General features: G+C 54.6%; 18 protein-coding genes. 10 read left to right on the top strand and 8 right to left on the bottom strand.

The features are described from left to right. The 4 genes from KCG48_RS14745 to KCG48_RS05345 all read left to right on the top strand — a co-directional run. Positions 1–456: Kae1-like domain-containing protein (locus KCG48_RS14745; protein ID WP_331000379.1), on the top strand; the 456-nt coding region annotated here is incomplete at its 5' end. A 4-nt stretch (positions 457–460) separates the two neighbouring features. Further along, positions 461–1,459, top strand: coding sequence for an alpha/beta hydrolase (locus KCG48_RS05335; RefSeq protein WP_211800369.1), 999 nt, complete (start codon positions 461–463; stop codon positions 1,457–1,459). Positions 1,460–1,584: 125 nt separating this feature from the next. After that, on the top strand, positions 1,585–2,127 hold the full coding sequence (locus KCG48_RS05340) for a DUF4256 domain-containing protein (protein ID WP_211800370.1): 543 nt from the start codon (positions 1,585–1,587) through the stop codon (positions 2,125–2,127). A 205-nt stretch (positions 2,128–2,332) separates the two neighbouring features. Beyond that, on the top strand, positions 2,333–3,742 hold the full coding sequence (locus KCG48_RS05345) for a S1C family serine protease (RefSeq protein WP_211800371.1): 1,410 nt from the start codon (positions 2,333–2,335) through the stop codon (positions 3,740–3,742). A gap of 136 nt (positions 3,743–3,878) precedes the next feature. On the opposite strand, the gene KCG48_RS05350 is transcribed toward KCG48_RS05345, so the two are convergent. From KCG48_RS05350 to KCG48_RS05375, 6 genes are all read right to left on the bottom strand, one after another. Next, complete coding sequence (locus KCG48_RS05350; RefSeq protein ID WP_211800372.1) at positions 3,879–4,547, bottom strand: DUF542 domain-containing protein; 669 nt, start codon at positions 4,545–4,547, stop codon at positions 3,879–3,881. 12 nt (positions 4,548–4,559) lie between these two features. Then, complete coding sequence (locus tag KCG48_RS05355) at positions 4,560–5,783, bottom strand: FprA family A-type flavoprotein (protein WP_211800373.1); 1,224 nt, start codon at positions 5,781–5,783, stop codon at positions 4,560–4,562. A 174-nt stretch (positions 5,784–5,957) separates the two neighbouring features. Then, positions 5,958–6,755, bottom strand: coding sequence for a hypothetical protein (locus KCG48_RS05360; protein WP_211800374.1), 798 nt, complete (start codon positions 6,753–6,755; stop codon positions 5,958–5,960). Continuing rightward, positions 6,749–7,447 carry an ABC transporter ATP-binding protein gene (locus tag KCG48_RS05365; protein ID WP_211800376.1) on the bottom strand — a complete coding sequence of 233 codons (699 nt, stop codon included), beginning with the start codon at positions 7,445–7,447 and terminating at the stop codon, positions 6,749–6,751. The genes KCG48_RS05360 and KCG48_RS05365 overlap by 7 nt, the downstream gene beginning before the upstream one ends. Beyond that, positions 7,444–7,815, bottom strand: coding sequence for a GntR family transcriptional regulator (locus KCG48_RS05370; protein WP_211800378.1), 372 nt, complete (start codon positions 7,813–7,815; stop codon positions 7,444–7,446). The genes KCG48_RS05365 and KCG48_RS05370 overlap by 4 nt, the downstream gene beginning before the upstream one ends. Before the next feature lie 134 nt (positions 7,816–7,949). Continuing rightward, positions 7,950–9,878 carry an ABC-F family ATP-binding cassette domain-containing protein gene (locus KCG48_RS05375; protein WP_211800379.1) on the bottom strand — a complete coding sequence of 643 codons (1,929 nt, stop codon included), beginning with the start codon at positions 9,876–9,878 and terminating at the stop codon, positions 7,950–7,952. A 198-nt stretch (positions 9,879–10,076) separates the two neighbouring features. On the opposite strand from KCG48_RS05375, the gene KCG48_RS05380 reads away from it, so the two are divergent. The 4 genes from KCG48_RS05380 (at position 10,077) to KCG48_RS05395 (ending at position 14,483) form a co-directional block, all read left to right on the top strand. Beyond that, positions 10,077–11,339: an efflux RND transporter periplasmic adaptor subunit gene (locus KCG48_RS05380; RefSeq protein ID WP_211800380.1), complete on the top strand. Its 1,263-nt coding sequence runs from the start codon at positions 10,077–10,079 to the stop codon at positions 11,337–11,339. Beyond that, the gene (locus tag KCG48_RS05385; protein ID WP_211800381.1) at positions 11,332–12,069 is read left to right on the top strand and encodes an ABC transporter ATP-binding protein; all 738 of its coding nucleotides are present in this window, start codon (positions 11,332–11,334) and stop codon (positions 12,067–12,069) included. The genes KCG48_RS05380 and KCG48_RS05385 overlap by 8 nt, the downstream gene beginning before the upstream one ends. Positions 12,070–12,086: 17 nt before the next feature. Further along, positions 12,087–13,304 carry an ABC transporter permease gene (locus KCG48_RS05390; protein WP_211800382.1) on the top strand — a complete coding sequence of 406 codons (1,218 nt, stop codon included), beginning with the start codon at positions 12,087–12,089 and terminating at the stop codon, positions 13,302–13,304. Between the two features lie 75 nt (positions 13,305–13,379). Then, positions 13,380–14,483, top strand: a complete 1,104-nt coding sequence (locus KCG48_RS05395) for a DUF3810 domain-containing protein (RefSeq protein WP_211800383.1) — start codon at positions 13,380–13,382, stop codon at positions 14,481–14,483. A gap of 167 nt (positions 14,484–14,650) precedes the next feature. Here the strand turns inward: KCG48_RS05395 and KCG48_RS05400 are convergent, their stop codons facing one another. After that, positions 14,651–14,914, bottom strand: coding sequence for a hypothetical protein (locus KCG48_RS05400; RefSeq protein WP_211800384.1), 264 nt, complete (start codon positions 14,912–14,914; stop codon positions 14,651–14,653). A 91-nt stretch (positions 14,915–15,005) separates the two neighbouring features. Next, positions 15,006–15,416 carry a hypothetical protein gene (locus KCG48_RS05405; RefSeq protein WP_211800386.1) on the bottom strand — a complete coding sequence of 137 codons (411 nt, stop codon included), beginning with the start codon at positions 15,414–15,416 and terminating at the stop codon, positions 15,006–15,008. 499 nt (positions 15,417–15,915) lie between these two features. Between KCG48_RS05405 and KCG48_RS05410 the strand changes: the two genes are divergently transcribed. Both KCG48_RS05410 and KCG48_RS05415 read left to right on the top strand, forming a co-directional pair. Continuing rightward, positions 15,916–17,190 (top strand): MFS transporter, encoded by a 1,275-nt coding sequence (locus tag KCG48_RS05410; RefSeq protein ID WP_211800387.1) that lies wholly within the window; start codon positions 15,916–15,918, stop codon positions 17,188–17,190. A gap of 9 nt (positions 17,191–17,199) precedes the next feature. Continuing rightward, positions 17,200–18,300 carry an ArsR/SmtB family transcription factor gene (locus tag KCG48_RS05415; protein WP_211800388.1) on the top strand — a complete coding sequence of 367 codons (1,101 nt, stop codon included), beginning with the start codon at positions 17,200–17,202 and terminating at the stop codon, positions 18,298–18,300. Positions 18,301–18,369: the final 69 nt, after the last annotated feature.

The raw sequence follows: 18,369 nt of genomic DNA on the forward strand, positions 1-18,369 counted from the left end.
ATTGCCAAGGAAGGCAATCCTTTGGCGATCCGGTTCCCCAAGGCCAATTTCCATGAGGATACCCTGGACTTCTCCTTTTCCGGTCTGAAGTCTGCAGTACTCAATCACCTGAACTCCGAGAAACAGAAAGGCCATGAGATTCCCGTGGCCGATGTGGCGGCCTCCTTCCAGCATGCGGTGGTTTCCGTGCTCACGGAAAACGCCATGCGGACCATTCGAAGCCGAAACCTGGACAAGATCGCCGTGGCTGGCGGAGTGGCCGCCAACTCCAGCCTTCGGGCCAGTCTTATGGCCGCAGGAAAAGCGGAGAATGTGTCTATCCTCTTCCCGGAGATGATTCTTTGCACGGATAATGCAGCGATGATCGGCAGCGCTGCCTACTTCCAGTACATGAAGGGACAGTTCGCGGACAGTGCACTCAACGCCAAGCCGGGACTGGCTCTGGGGGCGAGGTGAGGGCATGAGTTTCTTCCCGGAGTCCAATTCCGTGGAACGGCATCAGTTCCGAAAAATCATCAACAAGAAAAATATTATTCGTCTGTTTCTTCTGGGCGTGGCCCTGCTCTTTCTCTTGGGCTATCTCTATGAGGAGACCCAAGCGAGAAATATCCAGGGGGGCCAGGACCTCAGCCGCATCACCATCAACCAGGTGAGCTACGGCTATGAGGTGGCGGGAAAAGGGAAGTACACGGTTATCGTGGACCGCATGGCCGGCGAAACCTACCAGCAGCGGGAAGCCCTCAAGGCAAAGTTCAGTGGCAACGCCCGTCTTTTTTTCTACGATCGGCCCGGCTATGGCGCTTCCACGGGACCGGAGAAGACCCCCAAGGAAATTGCGGAGGATCTCCATTTCATGTTCCGAAAGTTTGGCTGGCCCATGTCCTTTATCCTAGTGGGGGAGGAGTACGGTTCCTTAGTCATGCAGGAGTATCTCCACCTGTACCCCGAGGAAGTCATCGGGGCCATCTTTATTCAGCCCATGGGCGAAAGCCTGGGCAGCGGAGAGGTTCATCGCTACGCGGATCGGAAGAGCGCTTCCTTCTTCTCCCGGGAAATGCTGGGCACCTTCGGGATTCCCCGTCTTCTGCAGAATTCGGGGCTGCTGGATTTCTTCGAAGAAGTCCGCTTTGAGGAGCCCGAGGCCAAGGCAGCCTACGCCAACCTCTGGCTGTCCAAGGATTTTCTAAAACCGGTGAAAAAAGAGCTGACCACCATGGTGGAGAGCCAGCCCCTGCCGGTGAAACCAGGTCTCCTGGGGGAAAACCCTGTGTACCTCGTCACCAGCAACCGGAACCAGACCATGTTCAAGCAGGAGGAGTATCTGGCCTATTCCAGCGACGCCCAGGTGTTCACCGTGGCGGACTCGGTCCAGGATGTCCTTCTGGAGCGGCCCCAGGATATCAGCTCCCTCCTCAATGACATGATCAAGAAAATCGTTCGACTGGAAAATCGAAAATAGGGGTCAATGACCGAACTGAGAGCCAGGGAAGGAAAATCTTTCCCTGGTTTTGTTTTATGGTATGATGGAAAAAAGAACCGCAGGGCAAAGTTCATTGCCTTTTGCGAAGGAAAAGGAGAATGACCATGAATCAGGAAAAACTTCTGCAGATTTTGGAAGAGCGATTCGTGAAGCATCCCCATCGCCATGAGGGCCTGACCTGGGCCGCCGTGGCGGAGAAACTGGAGAAGCAGAAAGACAAGCTCCGCACTTTGGGGGAAATGGAAGAGACCGGGGGAGAACCCGATGTGGTGGGTAGAAATCCCGACACCGGGGAGTTTCTCTTCATGGACTGTTCCCCGGAGACCCCGGAAGGGCGTCGAAATGCCTGCTATGACGGGCCGGCGGAGGAAAGTCGGAAGAAGAAAGGGGTATTCCCCGAGGGAAATGCCGTGGACCGGGCCCAGGCCATGGGCATGGAACTTCTGACGGAGGATGACTATCGCCTCCTTCAGGAAAAGGGACCTGTGGACTTGAAAACCTCCAGCTGGCTAAAAACCCCGGAGAAAGTCCGGAAGCTGGGCGGTGCCATTTTTGGAGACTGCCGCTACGGCCGGGTCTTTGTGTACCATAATGGGGCTCCCTCCTTCTATGGTGTCCGGGGGTTTCGGGGGAAGCTCTGGGTATAGGCAAAACTAGTATTTTTAGGGACTCTCCGAGGATTCGGGGAGTCCCTTTCCCATAGCGGCAAAACCTCTCCTGAAGTTCAGGGTTTCTTAATCTTTTTCCGGTATGCTGAAGATCAGAAATGAAATGCTAAAAAAAGTTTCCCTGACACGTTTTTGTAACATTGACCGCCTAAGATAAAACCAGAACAACAGAGGAGGTATGGATATGGAACCGAGAAATGAACATGAATTTGATGTGGAAAAGAAGAATATTCCCCTGGAGCCGGAGAGCAGCCTTCCCGTGGATCCCGAGGAACCCATAGCCGTAAGCCCGGAGGAGCTGCAGGAAGCAGAAGACCGGGTGGAGGAAGCCAAAAGCGCTGAGCCGGAAGAATTGGCTGAAGAAAGCCAGCCGGAGGCTCCTGTAGGGGAAGAACCCGCCGCGCCGGTGGAAAAGCCTCCGTATCTCTATCGCGGGGGATCCGTTTACCAGGGCCAGCGGGAACCGGCCAAAAAGAGCCCCCGGGGCTTCAGCCGTCTCACGCTCATCGCCGTAGCCCTGGTGTTCACCCTTCTGGGCACATCCTTAGGCATTTACAGCGCCTATAACATTCTGCCGGGCACCGCCTTCTTCCAGAACTCGGAGCTTGGAAAACTCATCGCCAAGAGCCAGGCCGTGGAGCCGGTGAAGATCACCGTGCCGCAGCTGGCTTCGGAGAAACTTACCATTCCGGAAATCGTCAAAGCCGTTCAGCCTGCAGTGGTCACCGTATCGGTGAAAGCCCAGGTCCAGGGAAACTTCTTCAATCCGGGAACCCAGTATGCCGAGAGCATCGGTACAGGATTCATCCTCAATGAGGAAGGGCTCATCGCCACCAATTACCATGTGGTGGAAAGCGGCGGCGAAATCACCGTCATCCTCTACAACGGAGAAGAAGTCCCCGCCAAAGTGCTCAACTACGATCAGGCCAGTGACCTGGCCGTGATCCAGCTGACGAAGACCGTGGACATTCCGGGAACCGTCACCTTAGGAAATTCGGACAATCTCCAGGTGGGTGAGTCGGTCATCGCCATCGGAAATCCCCTGTCCAAGGAGTTTGCCGGCACCGTCACATCCGGAATCGTCTCCGCCACGGATCGCACCGTCTCCGTAGACGGGGCTGAGTATAAATATATCCAAACCGATGCCGCCATCAACGGCGGAAACTCCGGCGGTCCCCTGATCAATGCCCGGGGCGAGGTCATCGGCATCAACTCCGCCAAGATCTCCGATGCGTCGGTGGAAGGAATCGGCTTTGCCATCCCCATCAATGTCCTGAAGAATGATCTGGAGTCCCTCTCCAAAGCGCAGCTCTATATCGGCATCAGCGGACGAAGCCTCAATGCGGCCATGTCCCAGCAGTACAATCTGCCCCAGGGCGTCCTGGTGGTGGAAGTGATGAAGGATTCCCCGGCATACGTTTCTGCCCTGGCCGTGGGCGATGTCATCACCGAGTTTGATGGAAAGGCCGTGGCCAGTGTCGAGGAGATCAACACCATCAAAAACACCAAGGCTGCCGGCGATACGGTGAAGCTCAAAGTGTTCCGGGATGGCACAGCCTTGGAGCTCAGCCTCACCCTGGTGGAAAAGCCTTAAGTTTGCTGAATATTTTCCCCTAAATAATTCAGAACCCTCCGCATTGGCGGCACAAGACGAAGAGAACCGAAGCTTAGCTTGGGTTCTCTTTGTTTTGTGGCGGTTTATTTATGCGGAGCCCCCTAGGGGGAAGGGGCTAGAACCGCTCGAAGAGAATACTGTTTTCCAGGAAGATGTGGCGAAAAAGATCGCTCTCTAAGGCTTCCAGATGATGATAGGTGGCCTTGAAGGTATTGCAGGCCCAGTCGGGAAGGGTGTAGTCCGAAGTGATGCTTCGAAGGGTGGCTAACAGCTTTCCTGCAGCGTCGTGTTCCTCTTCCGTGGCTTCGAGGAGCACCCTGGCCTCCGCATACCGCTCCCCCAGGATCAGGGGGAAGAGCTCCTCTTCTTCCTTGATGAGGTGCTCCAGAAGCTCCATGCGAAGCCCCCCATAGAGGCGGTTCACCTGGAGGAGAAGCTCCGGGGCATGGCGGTAATGGGCCTTCAGGATGGCGCTGGTATAGACATCCAGCTCCTTCAGCACCTGACGGGTGAACATATGGTGGTTTAGCCGGATATGGGTGATGAGCTCCTCATTGGTCATGGCGTTGAAGAAATCCTCCTTGGCGCCTTTGGCATCCAGGGCCGCCTTATGGGCTTCCAGCCGCTGGAAGAACGCCTCCGGATCCAAAGCCTTTTCCGCCAGGACCTCCTGGAGCTGACGGTGGCCGTTGCAGCAGAAATCGATGTTCTCGTCCTGGAAGAATCCGGCAAGGCGGATGTCTTCCTTCACGATGTCGGCAATTTTCAGGTTTTCCAAGGTCATGGGAATCTCCTCCTAATAGCGGATAGCGTCGGCGAATACCGCCGAGGCGGCTTTGATCATGGGCAGGCTGTCTTCGGGATTGAACTTTACGCGAAGGGGGAACGTCACATTGTCCATGCCCGTGCTCTTGATGACATCAGAGGAGCGCAGGGCCTTCATGCCGGCCGCCAGGAGATAGTCCTGAATGACTTCCGCGGCTTCTCCGGACCAGCCGTAGGATCCGAAGGCCGCGGCGACTTTTCCTTCCACTTCCAGCTCCTTCAGCTCCTTCAGGATGGTTTCCAGATTGCCGGAAAGGTCGGCGTAGCGGGTGGAGCTGCCAAAGAGCACCCCATCGGCTTCCTGAATCTTGCGGAGGACTTCGTCTTTATCCGCCTTCTCCGTGTTGACGGACTCCACCTGGATGCCCTGAGCCGTGAGCTCCCCTTCCAGGATCCTCGCCATTTTCTTGGTGTTCCCGCTCATGGAGTTGAAGAGGATGAGGGCTTTTACATTATTCTTTCCCTCATGGGCGCTCTCTTCATAGAAGCCGATGTATTTCTCCAGATCCTGATCCAGGACGTAGCCATGGGAAGTGGCGATCATCGTCAGGGGCAGGTTCTTCACCACATCGATCATGGGCAGGATGTAGCGGCGATGGGGATCCATGATGAGCTTGTAGTATACTTTGAAATCCTCCAGCATGGTCTCGGCATCGGGAAGCTCCGAGATTTTCAGGACCCCTTCATCGGCCACATGGGTGGAGAAGATATCGCAGGTGAAGAGCACCTGGGTTTCCTTATGGTAGGTGACCATGGTTTCCTCCGTGTGGAGGAAGGGGGTCTCATGGAAGGAGAGGGTGGTTTCCCCCAGGCTCAGTTCATCGCCGGTGGTGACCACCAGGAAGCGGGAAGCCTCGATCTTGTACATGGCCATGAGCTCCGGTACAGCCTTGGCGGTGCAGACCACCTGGGCGTTGGGGGCTTTGCGGATGAGGGCGCCCAGGGCTCCCGAGTGGTCGGGTTCCGTATGGTTGATGACCACATAGCTTAGGGTGTCCAAAGGGAGAACTTCGGCCAGGTTTTCCACAAATTCGCGGCCAAAGAGAAGATCCACGGTATCGATGAGGGCGTTCTTCTCATCTTTAATCAAGTAGGCATTGTAGCTGGTGCCTTTTTCCAGAATGAGCCGATGGAAGGGAACCTTCCGGTCATCCACTTTTCCCACCCAGTATATGTTTTTTGCAATTTCTTTCATCTTGCATCCCTCCAAGGATTAATCAAATGTGGTGTTCCGATGAGTTAAGGATACGCCCCAGGCAGGAAAAACAATTTGACCGCTGTCAATTTTCAAAAAAGAATTGAGAATTCCTCTCAGTTCTTTAGATGGAATGAAAAAGCCGCCGGATTCCACCGGCGGCAGGAGCTTTGGTTATTCGAGGTTCAGCTGGTGATCCAGGAAGTAGTGGGTCAGGAAGTAGAGAAGGACATTCTTCACCAGGAGATAAACCAGGGAGAAGAGGAAAATCACGGTGAGGGAGTTGATGATGGTGGCGGCTTCCGCCGACTCCAGACTCTGCACCAGATTGTTCACCCAGGCGCTGCTGCGCAGGAAGAATCCGCTGACGGTGAAGATGACGGTCTCCACCACGTTGAAGATGATGGAAATGACGATGAAGACGATGGTCCCTCCCAGGATGCGGTTCCTCGTGATGGCCCGGGCCTGGGCCAGGGCCAGGGAAGCATAGACCATGAGGAGGAAGTTCAGGGCGCCCATGAGGATGTTGGCCAAGATGAGAAACACCATGGGGAAACGGTCGAGAAGAGCAGGGATCTCCCGGAGGATAAATCCTACGTTTTCCTCCCGCCAGATGAGGAGTCCAATGGAGAGGAGGAAGACGAAAGAGCTGGCGAGGATCCAGAGGAGCGACACCAAGGCCTTGGACTGGATGAGGGCATGGGTTTTCACCGGCAGGGTGAACATGAGGTAGCCTTCGTCACTGAGAAGATTGGCATCAAAGCGTTTCACCACCATGATGAGGGTCATGACAAAAAGTCCCACAAAGGCCAGGCCTAAGGCCGTGGGGAGAATGAACTCCAGAAAGGGCAGCCAGGACTTTTGGAAACCCCGTACGCCGATGATGGCCGAAAGCACCAGAATCGCCCCATAGAGGGGAAGGAAGTAGCGTGCCGTGGCTTTGACTTCGTATTTCATGAGTTTTCCTAACATTTGAACACCTCCCGGAACAGGGCATCAATGGATTTTTCGTTTTCCTCCCGGAGATGGTCCACCCGGTCATAGGCATAGACCTCTCCTTCTTTCAGGAGGATCACATCGTCGAAGATCTGTTCGATGTCGTGGATGAGATGGGTGGAAATGATCATGGTGGAATCCTCCATGTAGTTTCCCAGGATGGTCTTCAGGATAAAGTCCCGGGCTGCGGGATCTACGCCGCCGATGGGTTCATCCAGGAGATAGAGCTTGGACTTTCGGGACATGACGAGGATCAGCTGTACTTTTTCCTTGTTTCCCTTGGATAGGGTCTTCAGGGGATGGTTTTCCTCCAGGGAAAGGACTTTCAGTATTTCCTTGGCTTTGACCTCATCAAAGTCCGGATAGAAGTCCCGGAAGAAGGCCAAAAGATCGCGGATTTTCATCCATTCGTTGAGATAGGTTCGTTCCGGCAGATAGGAGATGATTTTCTTGCTCTCCATGCCGGGGGCCAGGCCGTTGATGAGGATCTCGCCTGACGTCGGGCGAAGCAGGCCGTTCATCAGCTTGAAGAGGGTGGATTTTCCGCTGCCGTTGGGCCCGAGAAGTCCGATGATCTTTCCCTCGGGAATCGTGAGACTCACTTGGGACAGGGCCGCTTTTCGGCCAAAGGTTTTGGTCAGGTTCTTTAATTCAATGAGTGCGGTCATGGGGTTTCCTCCTTGAAGTACTGCGCAGTGAGTTCACCGAGTTCCTCCGGGGTGACCCCCAGATCCTGAAGCTCCTGAAGTAAGGGGGCCAGCCGTTCCTGAAGATAATTCTTCCGAAGGGCAGCCAGCTTTTCCCCATCGCTGGTGATGAAGCGGCCCGCAGTGCGTTCCGTGTCCAGGAGGCCTTCGGCTTCCAGGTCCGCCAGAGCCTTCTGCATGGTGTTGGGATTGACGCCGGCCTCTTTGGCCAGGTCCCGCACCGAGGGGATTCGCTCTCCGGCGCTGAGCTCATGGCGGATCATCCGGCGTTTCATTTCCTGGATGATCTGGGCATAGATGGGCAAATTTGGATTAAAGTTCCATGCCATGGCAATGCTCCTTTCATGTATTATTGTATTAAGTGGTTAATACAATAATACAGAAGAGAAGGGGAGAATGCAAGGGACCCCGCATTAAAACGAGGTTAAAAAAAGGATGCCTGAGATTTTCAGGCATCCTGGGGCTATTCTTCTTCTTCCATGAGGAGGGTTTCCCATTCCTCGTAGAGCTCGGCGAGTTTGACTTCCGCTTCATGGAGGGTTTGGGACACTGCCATGGACTTCTTGATGTCGGAGTAGACTTCCTCGGTGGTCAGGGAATCCTGGAGCTGGAGCTTCTCCGCTTCCAGATCCTCAATGGTTTTTTCCAGGGTCTTGAGGGCTTTTTTCTTTTCCCGCTCCTCCTTGTCCTTGGATTTTCGTTTCTTCTTCTCCTCCGTGGCCTTGGTCCGGTTCTTTTCCGGCTGCTCCTCTTCCTGGAGGTACCGCTGGGGGTTATTCTTCTTTTCCACGTAATAGGAGTAGTTTCCCAGGTACTTGACGAGACCGTCAGCCTGGAGCTCAAAGATCGTGTTCACCACTTTATTGAGGAAGTAGCGGTCATGGCTGATGACAAAGAGGGTGCCGTCATAGTCCAGGAGCGCTTCCTCCAAGGCTTCCCGGGAGGGAATGTCCAGGTGGTTGGTGGGTTCGTCCAGGATGAGGAAGTTGGAACGTTTCAGCATGAGCTTCAGGAGGTTCACCCGGCATTTTTCGCCGCCGGAGAGATTCTCCACAGTCTTGAAGACTTCATCGCCCCGAAAGAGGAAGCTGCCCAGATAGGTTCGCACTTCCCGCTCCGTGAGCTGGGGGAAGTCGTCATGGATCTCGGAAAATACGGTTTTTTCCGGAGAGAGATCACTCTGCTCCTGATCGTAATACCCCACGGTGACGTTCTTTCCCAGGACGATGTCCCCTTTGTCGGGTTTCACTTCGCCCAGAATCATCTTGAAGAGGGTGGTTTTCCCCCGACCATTTTCTCCGATGAGGGCAATGCGTTCGCCCTTGCGTTGATGAAAAGACAGGTGATCGAAGAGCTCCGTCTCCCCGTAGGCCTTGGCCAGATTTTCGGCGATGAGTACGTCGGTGCCGCTTTCCACATCGTTGGTGAAGGCGATTTTGTAGGGGCTGTGGGCCTTGGGAGGCGCTTCCAGACGCTCCACCTTGTCCAGCATCTTCTGGCGGGATTCCGCCGCCCGGATGCTCTTTTCCCGGTTGAAGGATTTGTAGCGCTCGATGATTTTCTCCTGGCGCTGGATTTCCTCCTGCTGATGGCGGAAGGCCTTGAGCTTCACTTCATAGTCCTTTTCCTTCAGTTCCAGGGATTTGGTGTAGGGGGCGTTGTAGATCTGGATTTCCCCCTGGATCATCTCGAAGGTCCGGTTGGTGATGGAGTCCAGGAAGAACCGGTCATGGGAAATGATGAGGAGGGTGCCCTTGTAGTTTTTCAGGTACTCCTCCAGCCATTCGATGGCTGTAAGGTCCAGGTGGTTGGTGGGCTCATCCAGGAGGATGATTTCCGGATTGGACAGGAGAAGCTTGGCCAGGGCCACTCGGGTCTTCTGGCCCCCGGAAAGGATGGCCACGGATTTTTCAAATTCCTCTTCGGTGAATCCCAGTCCCCGGAGGACCTTGTGGACTTCACCCCGGTAGGTGTTGCCGCCGCGCATGGCGTACTGCTCCTGGAGGGTCACGTAGTCCGTGATGGCCTTCTCATGGGCCTCATGGTGGGCTTCGTCATAGGGACGTTTCATTTCCTCTTCCAGGAGGAGCATCTTCTCCTCCATCTCCATGAGGGAAGCGAAGACCGTCAGGGCCTCTTCATGGATGGTCTTGTCCGGGTCCAGGGTCATTTTCTGGGACAGGTAGCCCAGGGTCTTGCTTTTGTCGATGAAGACCTCCCCGGAAAAATCACGGATTTCTCGGGTGAGGATTTTGAACAGGGTGGACTTGCCCGCGCCGTTGGCGCCGATGAGGGCCACTTTGTCCCCTTCGTTGATATGCAGGGTCACGGAAGAGAGGATCACGTCGATCCCGTAACTCAGTTTCACTTGGTTTGCCGATATGACAATCATTTTCTCACCTCTTACTTAACCCCTTCATTATACGGGATGAGCGGAAATGCTGTAAAGGTCCAATCCTTAAGGAAAGTATAATCATTCTGTGTTTCAATGAATCTAAACGGCTCCGGAAGTTCAGGCGCTCCTGACCTTACCGGACATTTCTCCCTCAGCCATAAAGATGCTGGGACAAACAACAAGGAGTGGAATAAAATGAACGGTAAAAATAAACTTATCGCCGGTGTGGTCTTCCTGGCCCTGGCTGGAGCCATCGGCTACTCCATCTACAATTCCCGGAAGGTGAATCCCGTGACGGTGAATACCGCCGTCCTGGAAAAGGGGGAGGTCAGTAACCTGCTCCTTTCTACAGGCAAGATCACCTCCAATCAGGAAAAAAGCTGGCAGGGCGTGAACCTCCAGGTGAAGGCCGTCCATGTGGCGGTGGGCCAGCGGGTGAAGGCCGGGGATCTCCTGGTGGAGTTTGACCGGTCGGATTTGGAGACGGCGGTGAAGCAGGCGGAAATCGCCCTGGAAAATGCGAAGCTGAATCTGGAGCAGACCAAGAGCAGCATTGCGGCAGCCAAGAAAACCAAGTCCAGCCTGGAAGCCCAGGTGAAGACCCTCAATGGGAAGCTGGCCCAGTCCAAGGCTCGGCTGGAAGAAGCCCTGAAGGATCCCCTGACCCCGGAAAATATTGCCATCGTGGCTACGGAAACCCAGGCCATTGCCGGCTATGAGTCCGCCCTGACCCAGATTCAGCAGAGTCTGGTATCCATTCCCACGGTGAATACCGCCCAGACGAAGCTTCTGGAAAATACCGTGGCGTCGGCCCAGCTGGCGGTGGATACGGCGAAAAACCGCCTGCAGAGCACGCCAGGAACCCTGACGGCTTCCTTTGACGGCGTGGTCACGGAGGTCAATGCCACAGAGAACACCATCGCCACCATGGGCGTCACCCTGGTGACGGTGAAGGACGACCAGAATCTTGTGGTGTCTCTGAACCTGGGAAAATTTGATGCCGCCAAGGTGAAGCTGGGCCAGGAGGCCACGGTGATCTACGGGGCCAGCCGGTTCAGCGGGGCGGTGGTCTTCATCAATCCTGCCGCCAGCAGCGGCGGCTCTGCCCTGGGCGCTCTTGGCAGCGTCACCACCGTTGGAGAAAGCAGTCTGGGCGTCAAGGTTTCCATTGTGAACCCCAAGGATATTATTCTGGATTTTGATGCCGATGTGGAAATTCTCCTGGAGAAAAAGGCGGATGTCCTCAGAATCCCCGTGGAAAGCATCCTCTACAAGGCCAAGGACAAGCCCTATGTCTTTGTGGTGGAAAATGGCCTCCTGGTGGAAAAGGATGTGACCTTGGGCCTTATCTCTGACAGTTACCTGGAGTGCCTGGAGGGCCTGGCCCCGGGGGAAAAAGTTGTGCTGAACCCACAGGATACGCTGAAAGCGGGAGATCAGGTGATCGTCAATGATTGAGCTCCGGAACGTGACAAAGACCTATGAAACGGGAAAGATCAGTTTCCAGGCCCTCAAGGGCATTGATCTGAAGATCTCCGAAGGGGAGTTCACGGGGATCCTGGGGCCCTCGGGTTCTGGAAAGTCCACCCTCATGAATATTCTGGGGTGTCTGGATCGGGCCACCACGGGAACCTATGAAATGGACGGACGGGATATCTCCAAGCTCCGGGATCAGGAGCTGGCCCATATCCGGAACAAGAAAATCGGCTTTGTGTTTCAGTCCTTTAATCTGCTGCCTCGGCTCACCATCTTTGAGAATGTGGAGCTTCCCATGATCTATGCCGGCGTGCCCCTGGGGGAGCGAAAGCTTCGGGCGGCGGAAGCCCTGACCAAAGTGGGACTTCTGGACTGGGCCAAGCACCGGCCCAATGAGATTTCCGGCGGGCAGAAACAGCGGGTGGCCATTGCCCGGGCTATCTGCAACAATCCCCGAATCATCATGGCCGACGAGCCCACGGGAAACCTGGACAGCAAGTCTGCCCTGGACATTATGCGCATTTTTCAGTCCCTCAACGATGAGGGCCGCACCATCATCATGATCACCCACGAAAAGGAGAATATCCAGTACCTGAAACGGGTCATCACCTTCCGAGACGGATCCATCATTGAGGACAGGGAAGTCTATGACCGAAAGGTGCTCAATGTGCCGGAGGATCTTCCGGAGCACCGGGCGATCCATGAGGACTAAGGGGAAAGGAGACCGCTATGCAGATCAAAGAAAGCTTTAAAATTGCCCTGGACAGCATCCTGTCCAATAAAATGCGCTCCTTCCTCACCATGCTGGGCATCATCATCGGGATCTCCTCGGTGATCACCATCCTCGCCCTGGGCGAGGGGGGACGCAACTACATCACGGGGACCTTTGAGAACATCGGGGCCACCACCATTGAAGTCAGCGTCATGGGCGAAGATTTGCGGGCCTCGGATTACTTCACCAAGGAAGACATCGCCTTTCTCAAGAACCGTCTTCCGGACATCAAGTACACCACCCCCGTGGGGCAGGCTCGAGGAAGCATCGCCACGCCCAATGGGCAGATGACCGCCGTGTACAGTGCCGGCAGCGGGGATCTCAAGTACATCGTCAATGCCGAGTTTCTGGAAGGCCGCTTCTTCACGAACCTGGAAGCGGAGGAAGCCCGAAGCGTCGCCGTCATCGATGAAAACACCGCCCAGGAGCTTTTCGGCCGGCGGGACAACATCGTGGGGGAATCCGCCCAGATCAGTTTCCGGAACAGTGTGCGCCGGGTGAAGATCATCGGCGTCACCAAAACGCTGAATCCCTTAGCCGGGTCCTCGAACTTCGGGTCCAACTTCCCGGCCTTTGTCTATATTCCCTATAATGTCTACCTGTCCATGCTTCCCCAGGCGGAGCCCATCGAGAGTTTCTTTGTCTCCTCCGTGAGCCGGGAAACTACGGATCCTTTGGCCCGGAACATCGTGAACCTCTTAAAGGTCCGAAAGAACAACATGGACCGGGAGGTCTACCAGGCCAACTCCTTCATCCAGACCCTGGATCAGGTGAACAGCATCATCACGATCTTCACCACCTTCATCAGCGCCGTGGCGGCCATCAGCCTTCTGGTGGGCGGCATCGGGGTCATGAACATCATGCTGGTGTCCGTGACGGAACGGACCCGGGAAATCGGCATCCGTAAGGCCATCGGAGCCACCACCACGAATATTCTCTTTCAGTTCCTCACAGAGTCCGTCATCATTGCCCTCATCGGCGGTCTTCTGGGGATGACCCTGGGGATTCTTTTCTCCACGGTGGGGGGAAGTTATGTGGGGATCACCCCTGTGATTTCCCTGGCCCAGGTGCTGGGGGTGGCGCTATTCTCTTCGGCCATCGGCATCTTCTTTGGCATCTACCCCGCCCGCAAGGCGGCCCGGATGGATCCCATCGATGCCCTGCGCTATGAATAAGAAAACCTTGGCTTTTTTCTCCGGCAAGAATCCGGTATAATGGCTCTAGTTAACCGTGGAAAGGAAGGGCGGAACATGGGGATTTTCAGAAAAAAGAAATCAGGACTCCTTTCGGAGGGATATTTGTGGATGGCCATGGCGGCTCTCCTTTACGGATTTTCCCTCTGGACCCGGAGAAGTCCGGCGCTGTTGGAGCAAATCTATCCTGCCCGGATCAACCGATGGATCATCCGCCTTCTGAGCCAGCTCACGGGGATTTTCCCCTTTTCTGTGGGGGAGCTCTTTCTCTATGTCCACGTCTTTCTCGCTGTCTTTCTCCTCCTTCGCTTTGTGATGAAGCTCTTCGGCGAAGGGGCCTTTACCCTGCTGTACCGGACGGTGTCCTACGGGGCAATGCTCTATGTGGTCTTTATGCTGGTCTTTGGCCTCAACTACAACCGGGCATCCGTACGGGAGGCCGTGGGGCTGGAGAAGGCCTACTATACGGCGGTGGAGCTCAAGGAGCTGAACCGTGCCCTCATTGCCCGGGCCAATGCCCTGCGAGCTCAGGTGGCCGAGGATGAAAAGGGCGTATTCACCCTAAAGGAAAGCACCGAGGCGACGCTTAAAAAAGCCCAGGCTGGATATGACGCCCTGGGGGATTCCCTGAAGGTCTATCAGGGAACCTACGGAAGGCCCAAGGGGGTCTTCCTCTCGGAACCCATGAACTATACGGGGATCACCGGGGTCTTTATGCCCTTCACGGGAGAGGCCAATGTCAACGTCAAGGGACCGGATCTTCTCTATCCCGCCACCATTCTCCATGAGATGGCCCATCAGCGGGGCATCGCCTATGAGGATGAGGCCAACTATCTGTCCTTTGTGGTGAGTACTGCCCACCCCGAGGTGAACTTCCAGTATTCCGGTACGGTGCTGGCCCTCATGAGCAGCATGAATGCCCTTTACCGGGCGGACAACAAGGCTTTCACCGAGCTCTACGGCACCTATTCCGAAGGGCTTCGCCGGGACATGAAGGCCTACCGGGAGTTCTATATCCCCTATGAGGGGAAAGTGGAAAAGGCCGCCACCCAGGTCAATGACACGTACTTAAAGAGTAACGGCCAGACTTCAGGTGTAAGCAGCTATGGGGAGATGGTGAACCTTCTCCTGGAGCAGTTTGTCCAGAAGGGATCGCTGTAAATTAAAAACATCAGTCCTGGGGTCAGGCGTGACCTTTCAAAAAGCGCAAAATGAACCCGCGGTCAAGCTCTTTTAAAGAGCTAGCCGCGGGTTCATTTTTACCCGGAATAACCTGATCCTGCCCGAAAAGGGCAGAGCAGTTTAGCTCGGGGATAAGAAAGGGATGGCTAACGAAAAATTAGGAAGACCACCAGGAGAAGAGCCCCCAGGGCATAGGTGATCCAGCCTGTGGCCTTCTTTTTGGCAAAGACGTCCCGGGTTCCTTCCAGGAGGGTCCAGAGAATCAGGGTACCGTAGCGGAGCCCATCCAAGAGGGGAGCATAGGCGGAATCGGAAAGAAAGAGAGAGAGGGCGAGGAAAAGGATAAACAGGACGCGGACCAAAGGGATTCCCTTCTTGTAGATCGGAGCATCTTCCTGACGAAAATTCATGAAATCGACCTCCAAATAAATAATGGATATGCTTTGATTATAGCATATCCATCGTTTTATTGCGTCTTCTTTTCCCTGGGAAGGGAGAGGCTTAGAACAGAATTCTCACGGAGACGTCTTTTTTGCAGTGGGGACAAGTGGCCGTATGGCTGCCGCGTTTCACGGGGAGCCGAAGGACGGTTTTGCAGTGGGGGCAGGTTCGGAATCTGGCGGTTTTTCGCTCCCTCACCTTACGCTGGGAAAGGTGCCACTTTCTACGCAGAGGATTCCAAAGGCGCAGAAACTGCTGGTTTTCCTGAGCTCTCTTCACGTAGTTTCGGGAGAAGCTCCGGAAAAGCATGAGGATGAGAAGTCCCCACATGAGCAGGCTGAGGAAGGGGGAACGGACAAAGATGTTAAGAACAAGGAGCAGGGCGTAACCGCCGAAGAGGGCTTTGTAGAGGTCATCGGCGCCGTAGCGTCCGGCCATGAGCTGTTGCAGTTTGTATTTCCATTTAGACATGGTGTCCATCCTTTCGGTTTGATCTTCTTTGATTCTATCAGGGGAAAGTTAACTTTTGCTGAAAGGCGGACCCGGAAGAGAACGTCCGAAAAAGTGAAAACTGTAACCGTTTGGTGGTTTTTTCCCAAAGGAGGATTGCTATACTGAATCCGTACCCAGAATACAAGGATCCGCGTAGCGCGGCAGGAGGTGCCCCATGATTCTCATGCAGGTGAAGAAACTGATGATGATGGTCTTCATGGCCATTGGACTGACCCTTCTTTCCTCTGTGCTCTTTTGGGCCTGAGACGGATGAAAAGTGAAGTAGAAACCATGACGCCCGGGTTGCCCCGGGCGTTTTTCGTGTCCTTTTTTACAGAAGGTCGGGGAGGAATAGGGGGAGTCTTTCTTACGGACTATTTGAGTGGGTTAAATAATTAGATAATCATCTAATTATTTAGTTGACATCGTAAAAGTCGAGATCTATAATGGGGGTAAGAAAAAACACAGGAGGTTCCCCATGAAACTGGAGATCTTAAAAAACCGAAACTTTACTCTGCTCATGCTGGGCAAGGCTACTTCGCTCCTGGGGAGCGACATGCAGCAGTTTGCCCTGTCCCTCTATGTGCTGTCCGTCACGGGCTCGGCCACCATCTTTGCGTCCATGCTGGCCATCTCCATTCTGCCGCGGCTTCTCTTCTCTCCCATTGCCGGTGTTTTTGGCGACTGGTTTGACCGGAAGAAGAGCATTGTGGGCTTGGATCTCTTGAACAGCCTCCTCATCGGTGCCTTTGCCGTCTACTATATGGTCCAGGGTTCCCTGAGCATTCCCAGTATCTATGTTCTGGTCATGCTGCTGGAAACCACGGAGATCTTTTTCGGCTCTGCCATGGCGGCAGTGGTGCCCAGCATGGTGCCCCAGGAAAAGCTCTTTGATGCCAACGCCCTCCGGTCCATGCTCATGAGCCTCTGCACCATTATTGCACCGCTTCTTGCGGGTGTGCTCTACGGCAGTCTTGGTCTTCTGGGGGTTCTTCTCATCAATGCCGTGAGTTTCTTTCTTTCCGCCGTCAGCGAGATGTTCATCGTTATTCCCGCCTACCACAAGAAACCGGAGAAGATTAATCTGGGAAACTTCCGGAAGGATCTTCTTGAAGGGTGGAAGCTGGTGAAGTCCCATGCGGTGGTGCGTAACATTATCGGCCTGGGGATGATCTTAAACTTTTGCCTTGGCTCGCTCTTTAGTGTAGGATTATTGTATATCATCCGCGAAACCCTTCAGGGATCGGATCTGCAGTACGGATTTTTTGCCTCAGCCCTGTCCTTCGCCATGCTCATGGCCCCCATCCTCTTGGGCGGATTTGCCCGGAAGGTGAACCTGGGAAAACTCATGGTCTATACCTTCTTCGGCGTCTCCCTCATCATTCTTCTCATGGCAGGGATCCCGGCTCCGGGGTTCAGGAATGCCTTTGCCACCAATGAGGTGCCCTTCCTGCTTCTCACCTTCCTGAGTTTTCTGGTGGGGATGGGGGTCACCCTGGTGAACATCGCCATCGGCACTCTTTTTGACACCATCGTCCCGAAGCCTCTCATGGGGCGGACCTCTTCCATGATGAACCTAGCCGTCACCGTGGCCATGCCCCTGGGACAGCTTCTCTATGGGGTGGCCCTGGATCATCTGTCACCCAGCTGGCCCATGATCGCCGTGGGGGCCATCATGCTGGCAGCGGTGATGTACTACCGAAAAATATTTCTCAGTGAAGGGATGGCAGAACCCGAAAAAGCGGTAATTTAGGAGGATAACATGCGGTTTCAGTTTCACGAGAAAGCCAGCTACATCAATGACTTCCTGCTCTTTCCCCACTATGTCCACCACAAGAAAGAGGAGGAGGCTTCCGCCAAAGAGGAAAGCTATGCCGAGTTTATCGGCGAAGCCAGCAAAGAGCGGGCCAAGGCCATGCAGGAACTCCTTCTTCCCTATAAGGAGCGCCTGGATCCCTTCTATTTCGACATGACGGAGGATCTCAGCCTCATGGCGCTGATTTCCATCCGGTACACATTTTTGGAAGAGGAAGACGCGTTGACGTATCTTCGGAAAGTGCAGGCAAATAAGGATGAGGAGCTGGTGGAAGCGTTGCTTTATGGACTGGCCCTCTTTGAGAATCGGGAGGAAGACCGGAACCTGGAGGAGCTGAGAAGCCTGACCAAGAATCTGGCCCGTCATCCTGGGGACATCATGCCCTGGCTCAGCCGTCTGGGGATCACCAGCGATGCCAAGTGGCACCTCTATGCCTTCACCCAGAATCCCCGGGAACAGATCGAGGCTTATGTTCAGGTCATGACAGAGCTATATCCGGTGTTTGAAGCCTACTACCAGGAGTACCGGGCGGAGGTGGCCGCCTACGGCCGGGCCTTCGAGGAAAAACTCACCACATCCGGGGGAGAAGCCCTGGTGGCCATGTCCAACGGCATCGTGAAGGAAAGCCTGCTCCCGGGAGATGAAGGACACTTCCTGGTGAGCCGCATGAATCCCTATGCCATTAAAATCAACAGCAGCAGCACCCCGCCTTATCTGGAATGGGGACTGGAAATTGAAGCCTTCATCAGCGCCATTAAAAAGCAAAATGAAAATGCCCTTCAGGAACGGGTACAGCTCTTCAAGAACCTGGGGGACAAAACCCGCTATGAGGTGCTTCTCGCCATTGCCCAGGGAATCACCTCCACCAAAGTCATCGCCCAGCGCCTGGGGGTGACCTCAGCCACCATCTCCTACCACCTGAACAGCCTGGTGACCGTGAAGCTCATCCGGCTGGAGCAGCAGGAGGGAAAGTATTCCTATGTGGTGAATAGGGAGCTCCTTACCCAGGCGTTGGCGGATTTTCAGGAAGAGATGGGCCTTTCCTAAGCATTTTATGAACGAAGAACCTGCCGCGGCAGGTTCTTTTATCGTTAAAAAAAGATCTCATCCACTGTT

This window comes from Proteiniclasticum sediminis, assembly GCF_018128025.1.
Lineage (GTDB): Bacteria > Bacillota > Clostridia > Clostridiales > Clostridiaceae > Proteiniclasticum > Proteiniclasticum sediminis.

Coding starts and splice junctions, on each gene's coding strand:
- KCG48_RS05365 (WP_211800376.1), bottom strand. CDS start 7,447: ATGACCGCACTCATTGAATTAAAGAACCTGACCAAAACCTTTGGCCGA.
- KCG48_RS05355 (WP_211800373.1), bottom strand. CDS start 5,783: ATGAAAGAAATTGCAAAAAACATATACTGGGTGGGAAAAGTGGATGAC.
- KCG48_RS05380 (WP_211800380.1), top strand. CDS start 10,077: ATGAACGGTAAAAATAAACTTATCGCCGGTGTGGTCTTCCTGGCCCTG.
- KCG48_RS05370 (WP_211800378.1), bottom strand. CDS start 7,815: ATGGCATGGAACTTTAATCCAAATTTGCCCATCTATGCCCAGATCATC.
- KCG48_RS05410 (WP_211800387.1), top strand. CDS start 15,916: ATGAAACTGGAGATCTTAAAAAACCGAAACTTTACTCTGCTCATGCTG.
- KCG48_RS05360 (WP_211800374.1), bottom strand. CDS start 6,755: ATGTTAGGAAAACTCATGAAATACGAAGTCAAAGCCACGGCACGCTAC.
- KCG48_RS05340 (WP_211800370.1), top strand. CDS start 1,585: ATGAATCAGGAAAAACTTCTGCAGATTTTGGAAGAGCGATTCGTGAAG.
- KCG48_RS05415 (WP_211800388.1), top strand. CDS start 17,200: ATGCGGTTTCAGTTTCACGAGAAAGCCAGCTACATCAATGACTTCCTG.
- KCG48_RS05385 (WP_211800381.1), top strand. CDS start 11,332: ATGATTGAGCTCCGGAACGTGACAAAGACCTATGAAACGGGAAAGATC.
- KCG48_RS05350 (WP_211800372.1), bottom strand. CDS start 4,547: ATGACCTTGGAAAACCTGAAAATTGCCGACATCGTGAAGGAAGACATC.
- KCG48_RS05405 (WP_211800386.1), bottom strand. CDS start 15,416: ATGTCTAAATGGAAATACAAACTGCAACAGCTCATGGCCGGACGCTAC.
- KCG48_RS05335 (WP_211800369.1), top strand. CDS start 461: ATGAGTTTCTTCCCGGAGTCCAATTCCGTGGAACGGCATCAGTTCCGA.
- KCG48_RS05345 (WP_211800371.1), top strand. CDS start 2,333: ATGGAACCGAGAAATGAACATGAATTTGATGTGGAAAAGAAGAATATT.
- KCG48_RS05390 (WP_211800382.1), top strand. CDS start 12,087: ATGCAGATCAAAGAAAGCTTTAAAATTGCCCTGGACAGCATCCTGTCC.
- KCG48_RS05375 (WP_211800379.1), bottom strand. CDS start 9,878: ATGATTGTCATATCGGCAAACCAAGTGAAACTGAGTTACGGGATCGAC.
- KCG48_RS05395 (WP_211800383.1), top strand. CDS start 13,380: ATGGGGATTTTCAGAAAAAAGAAATCAGGACTCCTTTCGGAGGGATAT.
- KCG48_RS05400 (WP_211800384.1), bottom strand. CDS start 14,914: ATGAATTTTCGTCAGGAAGATGCTCCGATCTACAAGAAGGGAATCCCT.